The sequence below is a fragment of the Lysinibacillus sp. FSL K6-0102 genome (genome assembly GCF_038003545.1).
GTDB classification, from domain to species: domain Bacteria; phylum Bacillota; class Bacilli; order Bacillales_A; family Planococcaceae; genus Lysinibacillus; species Lysinibacillus capsici.
Genome location: NZ_JBBOPH010000001.1, coordinates 2768141 through 2780660, shown reverse-complemented (window position 1 = coordinate 2780660; position 12520 = coordinate 2768141). Strand labels below are relative to the sequence as shown.

Sequence of the window (12520 nt, the reverse complement as noted above, 5' to 3'; positions counted from 1 at the left end):
AAGTGACCCTAAGTAACAATTCGGGAGGTACATGTTAGACTAGATTAGCTTAACACTACTATTTATATGAAAAGTTAACTCATTGTGCATAGTTTATTGCCTTTAAAATAAAAATAAGACTATGACGGTCAACCAACGTCACAGCCTATGCGATACACTTATTAATAGTTTGTGTAAATACAGTCTATTTTTACATTCAAAAAGCCGCAGCGTCGACAAACGCTAGAGCTAAAAGTATTTTAGTTATTCATATCCTTCAGGCCAGGACTGTGTTCATTTGGCATCTCTGGCATAACAGGTACTGGGAATCCTTCTGGTGGAGGGGTCACTTTTAATTCTCCACCATTTCTACTTGGAGTTTGTCCTTGGAAGATTTCCCCGATACGAGTTGGATCTAATCTAAAGTTAAATTGAGCATTGTGATAACCCATTTCAACAAACTTTCTACACTCTGGGTATTTGTTGATATCGTAGTTCGGTACAGGGAATAATTTTCCCCAATCTACCCCTAAAGTTTCTAATGCTTTGGCAAATGCATTTTGATGAGCATTGTCACGAACAATTAGAAAAGCAAGTGTTTCTCTAAATGTCTGATTAGAGCTCATCTCATATATACGTGTCTTTTGAAGTACACCCGTTGACTCCAATACTAAATTATCCAATAAATCTGCAATAAGGTTTCCATGTGCATAAACCCACGAACCATTCCAGGGATTACCTGCTGCATCTACAGGCAAAGATGATTGTGCACCCACAATATAATGGTGTGGATTGGCATGTTTAACTGCCTCATCTAAAGGTGCTTGGTACATGCCGTTATTTCCAGGAGCAGAGGATTCCCCAGAATCATTTAGTAATTGGTTGATTGTATTTTGTACAAGTTCAACGTGTGCAATTTCTTCTAAGAAAACGCCCCGTAATAAATCACGATATTGGGTCTCTTTGCCTCTAAAATTAGAGCTTTGAAAAAAGTACTGCATCATGGTTCTCATTTCACCATAATGACCACCAAGTATTTCTTGCATTACTCGTGCTGCTTGAGGATCTGGTTTGTCAGGTTTAATAATGTTTATCAATTCTTCTTTATAATAATACATTTACTTTCCTCAATTCGGGGAATAGTCTTTATTTCTCAGGATAATTAACATGTAATGGTGGTGGTACAAGCCAGCCTTTATTTTTGTTTAAACGTAAAAGCTTTGCACCAAGTTGAGCTTTAGCCATATGGAATTGCCCAAACATTAATGCGATATCTTCACGAGTAGAAGTACCCATTGCCTGACTACATGCAACTAATCCAGCTGCTAGGTCAGCACTTAGAGCAGCGCTTATTTCTGGATCATTAAACTTTGCACCTGGAGGAATATCTTCCAGTCTTGCTACAGGTCTCTCAGGTGATGCAGGAGGTAGTGCGATCCCGTTTGTTTTTAGAATTTTTTCTAATTGCTTTACTTCTTCCCTGCATGTTTCGATGATATCTTCAATAATTTTTTTAAGATCTTCATCACCAGCATGATTATAAAACGTTTGATAGCCAGAAATCATGCCATAGTCTGCAATTAAACCCGACCAAACACTAAATACCTCACCATAATGCAACGGTTCATCTTTTGGATTTCCACCAAGAATACCCATCTGTACACATCCTTTTCTTATTTTTCGCCATTAAAGCCATGTTAGTATGGCTGAAAAAATAAGTAAAATTCACTTTTAATAAAATTATTAATGTAAAAATTAAAAGAAGCCACAGAGAAAGAAATCTCTGCAGCTCTTTAAGTAGTGAAACACTACGCACTTATAGAATGGGTGTTTTCTGTTTAGTTATACGTTTAATGTAGCTTGAAAAAGTGAAAAGTATAGATTTTCTTAAGAAAGGCCACTTTAAAGCATATTGGAGGTGAGTGTTTTGACAAAAGAAAAGCAAAAGAATGAAGTAGAGCAAGAAGAAATAGCAATGGAATTTAATCCTGAAGAATTAGAAGCAGTAAAAGAGGAACAAGAGCAACAGAAAGAACAGCCCTTCAATAAAAAAGAAAAGAAGTAAGAAGGTAAGTATGCCATCATCAATGGTTGTGGCATTTCCATATAATTTATGCTTGAACCTCCAATGACTTAATTGAAAGAAGATGATTTAAAATGGACAAGAATTTGAATTACGGGGAAGATTATAAATTTATCCCAGCAACTTCTGTTGGAAGCGGTGTAGGTATAGACATATTACCTGATTTATATCTATACACGATTCAAATTGTAAATATTGTACTTTATGGTGAACCGCAGATGAAAGATTTTGTGCTAATAGATGCGGGGATGCCCAAAAGTGCGGATGAGATCATTTCAGTTGTTGAAGAACGTTATGGTTCTAAGTCTCGACCGAAGGCAATCATACTGACTCACGGTCATTTTGATCATGTCGGAGGAATCATAGAATTAATAGAGCGGTGGGATGTTCCTGTCTATGCGCATACATTGGAAATACCCTTTTTATCTGGAAAACAAAATTATCCCGAGCCTGATCCAACGGTAAATAACGGCTTGGTTGCTAAAATGTCACCTATTTTTCCAAATGAAGCTATAAATTTAGGTGGTAACCTCAAAGTTTTACCTTCTGATGGTAGTGTTCCATTTATGGCAGGTTTCCGATGGATTCATACGCCAGGCCATTCACCAGGGCATATATCTTTATTCCGTGAGAAGGATAAGGTGCTTATTGCTGGAGATGCATTTGTTACGGTCAAGCAAGAATCTCTTTATAAGGTGATTACGCAGACAAAAGAAATCAGTGGTCCCCCTCAATATTTTACAACAGATTGGCTGGCTGCTCGAGCATCTATTGAAAAATTAGCAATACTAAAACCTTCAGTTGCCATCACAGGGCACGGATTACCAATGAAGGGCGAAGAACTGACAAGCAACCTAAAAAAACTTGTCGATGATTTTGAACAAATCGCACTACCCAAGCAGGGTAAATATTTAAATTAACCACGTAAGGAAAAAACAAAGAAAAAGCCGCAGCGTCGTCACACGCTACAGCCATTGTCTTGCCAATTTAGTCAGATGATTCATTATATCATAAATTATCAGATTGCAACTGTAGAATGAACATATTTGAATGACAAGACACAATGAATGGCAAGTTGTTAATAGGAGCCTGTTTTGATAATAGCTATCAAAACAGGCTCCTTCTTTGTATTTGAATGTCATAGATCATTTCATGGTATAAAATTTCCTTTTTAAAAAAGTGGTTGAACAAATTTTTTATTTGTGTATATAATGTTTATATAGTATATATACAATATAATGAATTTGTGGGGGGAATTGTTTAAGTGATAGGCACTGAAAAAGCGGATGAAAGTAATCGGTTAAAACGATGGATCATCACTATTGGTATATTTTTAATTGTTCAATTGATCTTTAGCGCGGTCGATGGCACTGCTCTTGAGCCGAACATGAACGATAGTAATAATTTAGTTGCTAGAATGGGAAGATGGATTTTGGATTCGAGGCTTTTCACCGAATGGATAACGCCTTATTCCTTTCCTTTTTTTAATATGTTCATCACAATCCATGTTATTGCTATACTGATTGCAGCACTAGGGAATATTATTTCAACGATATTCTCAAAAAAATAAAGAAGAGGGATTGGCATGCAAATAATTATTTCGAACAGTTCAAAGGAGCCAATTTATGAACAAATTACGAATCAAATTAAATCACTTATTTTAGCAGGTGAACTACAGGAGGGCACAGCAATACCCTCCATGCGTAACCTCGCAAAGGATTTACAAATTAGTGTAATAACGACAAAACGGGCTTATGAAGAATTGGAGAAGGCGGGCTTTATCTATTCCATTGTTGGCAAAGGATCTTTTGTAGCAGAGCAAAATTTGGAGGTTATACGAGAAAAGAAGCTGAAGGTTATTGAGGAACAGCTAAGTGCGGTCATTGCGAATAGCAGAGAAATAGGCCTGTCTCTTGATGAACTAAAGGAATTATTGAAGATTTTATACGAGGAGTGAAAGGGATGGAAAATGTAGTCGAATTAAAGAATGTCACAAAGAGGTTCAAGGGCTTTTCCGTAAATCATATAAATTTACAGGTAAAGCGAGGCTTTGTAACGGGTTTCATTGGGGCAAATGGAGCTGGTAAGTCTACAACGATAAAAACGATGATGAATCTATTAAGGCCAGATGCTGGAGAAGTAAAGCTTTTCGGATTAGACTACAAGACGCATGAGAAGGAGATTAAGCAGCGCATTGGGTTTGTATACGATGGCAATATATTTTTTGAAGGGTTGAACTTAAAAGATATAAAACGTATAGTTGCACCTGCCTACAAGCGCTGGGACGATACAATATTTTATCAATATGTAGAACAATTCGAATTACCGCTTAACAAAGCAATAAAAACATTTTCTAAAGGAATGCAAATGAAGGCTTCATTAGCAATAGCCCTCTCACATCATGCAGAGCTAATCATTATGGATGAGCCGACAGCAGGATTAGATCCCATTTTTAGACGGGAGCTGTTAGATCTATTACAGGAATTAATGGTTGATGGTAATCGCACTATTTTCTTTTCTACGCACATTACAACTGATTTAGATCGTATCGCAGATTACATAGCTTTTATACAGAAAGGGGAATTAGTATTTAATCAATCTATACACGATGTAGCTGAAAACTATGCGCTCGTTAAAGGTGAGTTGAATCTACTTGATAGAGACACTGAAAAAGCATTTGTCCATGTTCATCGTGCATCCACAGGATTTGAAGCATTAACGGATAATATTAAAGCAGCGAAAAATATTTTTGGAGACACAGTTATTATTGAACGTGCCTCTCTGGAAGATATCATGTATTACTTTAAAGGAGGCATCCATCATGCTTAATTTAATTAAACGCGATGTCATACTACAGAAAAGGCAGCTATTGCTTTTTATTCCTTTTATCTTAGTTTTTATTTTGTTGGGGGCACCACCCGTTTTAATTTTTCTGGTCGCCAGTATTTTTATTCCCTTTAACACGTATGCATACGATGAAAAAGTTGAGACGAACATATTATTAAACTCCTTGCCATACACACGTACAGAAATTATCGCATCCCGCTATCTTGGAGCGATTGTCTATATGATTTTATCCATAGGTGTTACAAGTCTAGCGCTTCTAGCTTTCAATAAACATTTTACGATATCTGACATTGCCATTGGTAGTGGCTTATTCTTACTATTTGGTGCGCTTACCTTCCCATTATTTCAGATTTTTAAACAGGGGTATATTACAACGGTTATACTTATTAGCTTTATCCTCTTAACTTGGATTTCACGACCAATTGCATTGTATATGAATGAACACTTAACAACAATTATTGATTTTGTAGATAATACATCCGTTACGGTTTTATATACAGGGGCAACACTTTTTATTATGCTAATCTATATTATTTCTTGGGGAATTACACATATTATTTACCAACGAAAAGCCTTCTGATTGTGTGCTTTTGTTTACTTCTAGAAGATTACTCAAGGAAAGTGGACAATTTTAGAATGGTGCCCACTTGATAAAATATCATTTGGAACTAAATGTAAAATGGATTTAAATGTCTTTATGCAAAAATGAATGAAGTAAAAAGGTTATGTTGCTTAATATAAGGGAAAGAATGAAAGCCTCCATATGCCTACAAATCGACATATTTAGGCATGTTTACTTAGTATTTCGAAAGTTGTTTTATAGTAATATTTGGTATATAGTCTGTAGGAGGTTTTATATGCCTGATTTATTACTCGTTCTTTTTTTATTTAACTTTTCTTTATTTCTTTTGCACGAAATGGATGCAATAAGATGCTCTGAGTGGCGATTGTTTATAATACTTAAAGATATGGAAGATTCAAAGGCTTATAAAGTATTCACTTTTATTCACCTGTTTCTATACGTATTAATCCTTTCCTTACTTTTCAGTCACTATCAAACCATCATTTTTTGGGTCCTTGATCTATTCTTTATCATTCATGCAATCCTGCATTTATTTTTTGAAAGGCATCCTCGAAATGAATTTAAAAATAGCTTTTCAAGATCCATTATTTATCCATTGGGGGTCCTTTCTGTCATACATTTAGCATTATTAATTAATATTTCGATTTAATTGTATTGTAAAGGAAGTTTTCAGCTAGTAATTTGCAGAAAATTATTCCAATTTGTTGGTTTTCTGCTTATTATAAAGATGGAGGTGATTATCAGATGTATAGTAATACGGCAAATATGTTGAAGCAAACGAACAATCTTATCAATGCGTTGAAAAAATTAAAACAAAATCTATCTTTTGTGAAATTGTATATTAATAGCGATAGAATACTGGCAATCTATTTTTTAAGTAATGCGTATAGTGATTTTAATTTATTTAAAACAATTTATCTATCTGTAACACCTGGTGATCAAACGATTGATAAGTTTTTACAGGAGTATGAAAAATTCTTTGTAGAAGTGAATAAATACTTAGAGGTCTTTAATGATGATAGCGTCGTCGAGGATAGACTTCATAAGGAAGTTTTGTTTGCGATTAATGAATTAGAAAGATATTTGTTAAATCTGTTAGATGTGTATAGATAAAAAGTTAGACATTCCTTATTTCTGAGGGGTGTCTTTTATTTTAAAGAAGCTCCTTAGATTAAGCCTCTCTGGTTGTAGGAAGAAATGAATAAGAAATGTTAAGGGATGGGAGAAAAATATGATTAGAAAAATTGAAATGGGTTTGTTTGTAGTTGGAGTAGTAATGGCCTTAATAGGTATGCCTTATTTATTGGGGTATTCAACGAATGAATGTTTAAAATATCCTCTCTATCTAGGGTTAATATTAATGGTTGCCACTCTCCCTGTAACAATATCCAAGAGAAAGTAATCCATTGAGATTTAAATACTTGGTGTCTAGAGATTGTAGAGACACACTTGTGATATTGATCCTAAAGAGTAGTATTATTCATAAGTAACGAGTTATCTTGCTGATACGTACTATAAAAATGATTTTAAGTAATAGAAAATTAAACAGTCACAAAAGTATTAAACAAAAATGCTATCTTGCTTTGAAACCTAATTTTAAAGAGAGACAACACTAAATGATGAAGAAATAAATACATTGTTAAAATAACAAAATGAATGCAAGAAAATAAGAAGCTCCATATAACTAAAGAAATACTACTCAAATCCCCTGCCTAACTTTCTGCAGCTGTAAATCGAATACCTCCCATAAAAAGCACAGTCACCCATTGGATACAATAAGTTAAGAAAAGTACGATTACAAAATAAACAATATACGATAAAGTAAGAAAAATGTCTTATGAACTATTCCAGTCTCCTCCAACAATAATGATATTAGTTAGTTGCACATTTCTAAAAGTAATGCTCCTTTCATTACGAAAAAGGAAAATATTACATATATAAAATTAGGTGAGACATTGTTAAGATTTGATAGGTAAAGTATTCGATGGAATTGGAATAGAAAGCTAGTTAGTCATTACAAACTTTAAAAAATGGTACATAGGTCTAAACTTAGGGACAATTAAAAAAGTAGTCAAAATAAAATATAGGAGCAGAAATGGCAGTCCTTACGTAATAAAGAAAGGAAAAACAGAGCTGATAATTGAGAATAGAGAAACTATTGTAGAGAAATTATCCGAACTTTTCTTAGTGCGACCATAGCTTTTAGAGGGTTTATAAAAGGAAGGGAAGTATTTTATGAAAAATCAATTGATACGAATAATCGCTATCGCTCTACTTGGTGTGTGTGTATATATTAATATGTACGAAATAGATGAATTAGGGTTGATGCAATTTTTTGCATATGTTGGCTTATTAGGTTTTACTTTTGCAGTGGGTATTCCAATCATCTTTATTAAAAATAAGATTAGTTTATCCAAAAAATTTGGTTTGTTGTTTTTAAGCATGATCATCGCAGCAATAATTCCTTTATTGGGATTTGGAAATTTAAAATATATCCTTGAAGAACATTTAATGAATAAAGAGATGAATAAAGTTGTAAATCAATATAATGTAAATTTGCAAACTGATGAGGTGTTTTTAACCTTTCAAAATCATCTTCTCGTTGGAAAAAGAGATGATTTGTTTGGAAGTATAGACAAAACACTATTGGTTTATAATGCCGTAGGGAAAGAAACGAAAAGAATAAAAATAACGGAATTAGCAAAAGCAGCCGTTCCTTATCTGCCCCTTACTGATAAAGAAAAGGAAACAACTTATTTTGATGGTATGAAGACACAAGGAAATACATATGACCTTTGGGAAAAAATAGATGATAACGACATACAACTATTTTTTAGATACGTTACAACGGAAGTTCCTGAGGATTATCAACCTGAACCAGATATGCCAGCCGATGCAAAGGACATAAAGTTCCATTATGATATCACCTATTCACCGGTTTTAGATGAGAACGGGGAATTTGTTTTTAGTTCGGATACTTTCCATTTATATAAAAGCAACGACTCAATTCGAGTTAGCTACAAAGCTTCGGGCATTGAAGCGATTGTTGCTCCAAATACGGCAGTGTTAGTGAACGAAATCAAGTAAAGATTACATACATTGCTAACAAAAGTACAACATGAAGCCAGTAGAGTGTTAGCGGCAAATCCACAAACGGTATTAGGATGAATATACTAAGTAACACCAAAGCCTAGGTACTCAAATTAATGTTGAGCCTGGGCATTTTTTACGTGATTTATTTATCTAACGAACGTGTTGTTTTTCGAAATTTCAAATAAATGAATGACCACAACCTAATAAAGTGGTAAAGTATAGAAAAAGTGAATGGAGAATTATGTAATGAAAAAACTGAAGAAGGTTGAATTAAAACATTTTTCAAGTGAATATATGCAAGGACTGAACGCTTTTGTACTTACTGAAGAGCAAAAACAATTTTCAGCACTGCCGAGCAATTTTGAGGAAATTAATGAAGGACAGCATCGCATTGTAATTCTAAGTGAAAATACACCTGTTGGTTTCTTTCTCCTAAATGCAAATGAACGAGTTAAGAAATATTCTACGAATAGAAATGCGATGCTATTATCTGCATTATCAATTAATCATACAGAACAAGGGAAGGGCTATGCAAAACAAGGAATGACATTACTAGTTGAGTTTGTTAAAGCAGAATTTCCTAATTGTGATGAAATTGTTTTAGTTGTAGACAAAGATAATATACCAGCACAGAAACTATATGCAAAAGTAGGTTTTGAAGATACGAATGAGAGGCTAATAGGACGTATCGGCGAAGAAATAATCATGAGGCAATTCATAAAATAAAGTTAGGCCACCATCGTCACCAGAGTTTATGCTACATTTTGTAGATGAACTCTGGTTTTATGTTTTGGGGGAATTGTCGCATCCATTCTTGAAAAAGAGTTTCATCGATCAAGAAAGCAAAGAAAATTATTTAAAATATCCTGATTAAAAATACACCGGCTATCATCACCATTAAACCAATTATTTGTAATGGTTGAATTCGATTCTTTAGCGAGTTAAACAATCCGAATTGCTGTACCAGCAAGCTACCAGTGATTTGACCGAATAAAGCAAGAACTACAGTTTGGCCATTTCCAATTTGATTGACAAGAAATACATTGATGAGAACATAAGATCCTCCTAAGATCCCGCCAATCCATATCCACCAAGGAGCAGCTTGTTTAAAAGGCTCTTTAATACTTGTGTAAGATCGATCTTTTAACCCAACAATTATAATCAAGGTAATAGTACCAACAAAGAATGAAACAAGGGCAGCATGAGAAGAAGAGTGAAGAACTTTTCCTAATTGCCCATTAACAGCGATTTGGATAGCTAGTAACATTCCTGCTAGAATCCCTACTATGCGCCAAATCCATAGATTCCGCACACTCTCCTTATTTGTTTGGGGAGAATACTGTTCATTTTTCTTGCTTCGTATAGCTGTAGCTAAAAGGACGCCTAGTAAGACTAGTAATATGCCAAAGATTCGATTCCATCCAAAGGAATATTGTGTTGCATTAAACCAGCCATTATGATCGATGAACATACTCATGAGAGTCATTCCAAAGATCGGTAGGATAGTTGTTTGCACACTTCCCAATTTAGGAAACAAGAGAATGTTAGTAGTTATCGCAATAGCGCCACCAATTCCCCCCAACCATATATAGATAGGTTGGTTCAACAATAAATCTAATGGAATCCCCAGTGATGAACCACTACTTACTAATGTAATAGTTAAGAAGATGACACCAACAGCGAAGGAAATCATTGAAGCTAAAAAAGGAGAAATCACAAACTTTCTTAATTGAGCATTAATGGCTGTTTGCACAGCAAGAATAGCTCCAATACTTATAGCCAAAAGTACTGCAAACATAAAAATTCATCACAACCTTTGTTGAAGAAAATGTAAAGAAAAAGAAATGTAAAACAACGCATGATTGATTATATCAAAGTACGTGTTGAATTTTATAAAATTAAGCACTGAACACTAAGTAAGAAATAGATTTTATTTATGATGTGGAACGTCACCAAACACATTAAGATAATGATAAAAAATCAGTTTCTCAAAAAAGAAATGATTTTTCATGTATAGAAGCGATTAAGAAATAGAGCTTTATGTTAATAAAGTATAGTGTAATCTCTTCATATTCTGTATATTGGTGTATGAGGAGGAGATTTCATGGCAAGAAAATGGATACTACCATTATTTATATTACTAGGTGTTTTGATCTCTGGTTGTAGTGAGGGTCAGGAAAAAGGTAGCAAAGATGGTGGAGATGTAGAAGTAACTATTCCAGCTCTATTTTTTGAGGGTCAGGACATTGATTCTGTTATTTCAAAGGCAAAAAGCAGTGGGATGAAGGAAGTCAGTAAGAATGATGATGGTTCTTTAACTTATAAAATGTCTGAAACAGAACATAAAGAAATGATGAAAGGTTTAAAAGAAGGCATACTAGCAAGTGTAGAAGAGCTTAAAGCAAGTGAAGAGTTCAAATCTATTAAAGATGTAACCTATGACAAGTCTTTTTCAGAATTCACTTTATCTGTAAACAAAGAAGAATTTGATAATAGTCTTGACACAATGGCCTCATTCGGACTAGCTTTAACAGGTATGTACTATCAATTATTTAATGGTGTGGATGAAAAGGATTATAAAGTCAAAGTAATTTTTAAAGATGAATCAAATGGAGATGTAATTAACACGATAGTTTATCCAGATGATTTAAACAAGAAAAAATGATCGGAAGAGCACCTAACATAGGTGTTCTTTTTAAATGCTTTGAGTGCAATCGAGTTGGGCAGTAGTAGTTGTTCCTGATTCTTGATGGCTTTTTATTTTTGCAAAGGTTTTGTGTTCAAAGTAGAATGTCAGCAGCAAATTCTTAATGCAAACATGGATAGGCATAAGAAAATGATAGAATTTGTTTTGAGAAACGACTGACGATAGCATAGTTGTAAGTAGAGATAGAACTAAATGATTCCACAAAGCCCAGATACTCATTAATTTTGAGCCTGGGCTTTATACTTATTTAACTTGTAATCCCTTTTATTATTCTCTAAATCGGCTGAAGGAGCTATCTAAAGAAATTTTTAATAGCATCCATACGAATTTTGCTGTAACATTCTTCGCAACGAAAAATCTTATCGGTTCTTTCCTTTAACTGTCTAAATCTCAGTGACCCCTCGTATACTCTGAATTTATTTCTACAACTAGAACAAATTACCTCATAGTAATGCATAGCTATCCTCCTCAAGTTTTCTGACATATTACTTTTTAGTTGATTTATCGAATATTGTAATCAGTTCTCTCGTATATTCCTCAACATTTAACTGGGGATTTCTCATTAATTCAATAGTGAATCCGTCAATAGAATTTCGTATCGTTAACGCCATTACTCTTGAAGCCAATTTGGTGAATTCTCGGAAGACACCCGCGTGCATTCCTAGTGTAAGTATGTTTTCAATGGGTAGAAAAATAGTATCATCATGATCCGCCGCAAATCGAAGTTTGCCATCAGCAGTTCTTTCATTAGAAACAATTTCAATGACAGCAAATACATGTTGCCGATTTTCATCTATGAATCTAAGGTTTGATTCAATATAAATGCTAAGCATATCTATAGGAGATTTTTGATTTTCGATTAGAGGAGCAGTATAAGCTTGACATGCCATATAGTAATCATAAATTACTTGCTCTAACAATTCCCCCTTACTTGCAAAGTGATAGGAGATAACCCCCTTACTGATTTGTGCACGTTTTGCAATTTGACCTAAAGAAGCTTGAGCGTAACCCACCTCTGCAATGGTTTCAATAGCACATTCCACAATTTGAGTTCTACGAGCTTTTTCAATAAATGACATTTCTTTTTGATTAGTTGTTTTATTTTTTTTACTCATGTATTTATTTTAGCACGGTTGTACTAATTAAGCGATTAAAAAAACATTTAGAGAGGTTCCTAAATGGAGGCTTTTCTTTTACTTTGAAATGTCAAGGGCTAGACTAGGGCGTT

General features: G+C 34.1%; 17 protein-coding genes. 12 read left to right on the top strand and 5 right to left on the bottom strand.

Annotated elements, in window-relative coordinates; translation table 11 throughout:
- Positions 1 to 239: 239 nt before the first annotated feature.
- Both NYE73_RS14185 and NYE73_RS14180 read right to left on the bottom strand, forming a co-directional pair.
- Positions 240 to 1097, bottom strand: coding sequence for a manganese catalase family protein (locus NYE73_RS14185; protein ID WP_259950389.1), 858 nt, complete (start codon positions 1095 to 1097; stop codon positions 240 to 242).
- Positions 1098 to 1125: 28 nt separating this feature from the next.
- The gene (locus tag NYE73_RS14180; protein WP_048392625.1) at positions 1126 to 1635 is read right to left on the bottom strand and encodes a DUF3231 family protein; all 510 of its coding nucleotides are present in this window, start codon (positions 1633 to 1635) and stop codon (positions 1126 to 1128) included.
- Positions 1636 to 1906: 271 nt separating this feature from the next.
- Here NYE73_RS14180 and NYE73_RS14175 point away from each other — a divergent pair, with 271 nt between their 5' ends.
- The 11 genes from NYE73_RS14175 (at position 1907) to NYE73_RS14125 (ending at position 9311) form a co-directional block, all read left to right on the top strand.
- Positions 1907 to 2044, top strand: coding sequence for a hypothetical protein (locus tag NYE73_RS14175; RefSeq protein WP_155483390.1), 138 nt, complete (start codon positions 1907 to 1909; stop codon positions 2042 to 2044).
- A gap of 92 nt (positions 2045 to 2136) precedes the next feature.
- The gene (locus NYE73_RS14170; protein ID WP_259950385.1) at positions 2137 to 2982 is read left to right on the top strand and encodes an MBL fold metallo-hydrolase; all 846 of its coding nucleotides are present in this window, start codon (positions 2137 to 2139) and stop codon (positions 2980 to 2982) included.
- Positions 2983 to 3326: 344 nt separating this feature from the next.
- The gene (locus NYE73_RS14165) at positions 3327 to 3632 is read left to right on the top strand and encodes a YfzA family protein (protein ID WP_259950384.1); all 306 of its coding nucleotides are present in this window, start codon (positions 3327 to 3329) and stop codon (positions 3630 to 3632) included.
- Positions 3633 to 3647: 15 nt separating this feature from the next.
- Positions 3648 to 4019, top strand: a complete 372-nt coding sequence (locus NYE73_RS14160; RefSeq protein WP_004225203.1) for a GntR family transcriptional regulator — start codon at positions 3648 to 3650, stop codon at positions 4017 to 4019.
- A gap of 5 nt (positions 4020 to 4024) precedes the next feature.
- On the top strand, positions 4025 to 4891 hold the full coding sequence (locus tag NYE73_RS14155) for an ABC transporter ATP-binding protein (RefSeq protein ID WP_048392631.1): 867 nt from the start codon (positions 4025 to 4027) through the stop codon (positions 4889 to 4891).
- Positions 4884 to 5489 carry an ABC-2 transporter permease gene (locus NYE73_RS14150; RefSeq protein ID WP_259950383.1) on the top strand — a complete coding sequence of 202 codons (606 nt, stop codon included), beginning with the start codon at positions 4884 to 4886 and terminating at the stop codon, positions 5487 to 5489. The genes NYE73_RS14155 and NYE73_RS14150 overlap by 8 nt, the downstream gene beginning before the upstream one ends.
- Before the next feature lie 145 nt (positions 5490 to 5634).
- Positions 5635 to 6141 carry a DUF6713 family protein gene (locus NYE73_RS14145; protein WP_311199625.1) on the top strand — a complete coding sequence of 169 codons (507 nt, stop codon included), beginning with the start codon at positions 5635 to 5637 and terminating at the stop codon, positions 6139 to 6141.
- Positions 6142 to 6173: 32 nt separating this feature from the next.
- Complete coding sequence (locus NYE73_RS14140) at positions 6174 to 6605, top strand: hypothetical protein (protein WP_233731984.1); 432 nt, start codon at positions 6174 to 6176, stop codon at positions 6603 to 6605.
- 118 nt (positions 6606 to 6723) lie between these two features.
- Complete coding sequence (locus tag NYE73_RS14135) at positions 6724 to 6894, top strand: hypothetical protein (RefSeq protein WP_181574716.1); 171 nt, start codon at positions 6724 to 6726, stop codon at positions 6892 to 6894.
- A gap of 833 nt (positions 6895 to 7727) precedes the next feature.
- Positions 7728 to 8579, top strand: coding sequence for a hypothetical protein (locus NYE73_RS14130; protein WP_259950382.1), 852 nt, complete (start codon positions 7728 to 7730; stop codon positions 8577 to 8579).
- Positions 8580 to 8831: 252 nt separating this feature from the next.
- Positions 8832 to 9311: a GNAT family N-acetyltransferase gene (locus NYE73_RS14125; RefSeq protein WP_259950381.1), complete on the top strand. Its 480-nt coding sequence runs from the start codon at positions 8832 to 8834 to the stop codon at positions 9309 to 9311.
- 130 nt (positions 9312 to 9441) lie between these two features.
- Here NYE73_RS14125 and NYE73_RS14120 read toward each other — a convergent pair whose 3' ends face one another.
- A complete protein-coding gene (locus NYE73_RS14120) occupies positions 9442 to 10383 on the bottom strand; it encodes a DMT family transporter (RefSeq protein WP_259950380.1) in 942 nt (313 codons plus the stop codon).
- 306 nt (positions 10384 to 10689) lie between these two features.
- On the opposite strand from NYE73_RS14120, the gene NYE73_RS14115 reads away from it, so the two are divergent.
- The gene (locus tag NYE73_RS14115; protein ID WP_259950379.1) at positions 10690 to 11250 is read left to right on the top strand and encodes a hypothetical protein; all 561 of its coding nucleotides are present in this window, start codon (positions 10690 to 10692) and stop codon (positions 11248 to 11250) included.
- A gap of 334 nt (positions 11251 to 11584) precedes the next feature.
- Here the strand turns inward: NYE73_RS14115 and NYE73_RS14110 are convergent, their stop codons facing one another.
- Positions 11585 to 11749: a DUF2197 domain-containing protein gene (locus tag NYE73_RS14110; RefSeq protein ID WP_066037314.1), complete on the bottom strand. Its 165-nt coding sequence runs from the start codon at positions 11747 to 11749 to the stop codon at positions 11585 to 11587.
- Between the two features lie 28 nt (positions 11750 to 11777).
- Positions 11778 to 12407 (bottom strand): TetR/AcrR family transcriptional regulator, encoded by a 630-nt coding sequence (locus NYE73_RS14105; protein WP_066037315.1) that lies wholly within the window; start codon positions 12405 to 12407, stop codon positions 11778 to 11780.
- Between the last annotated feature and the right edge of the window lie 113 nt (positions 12408 to 12520).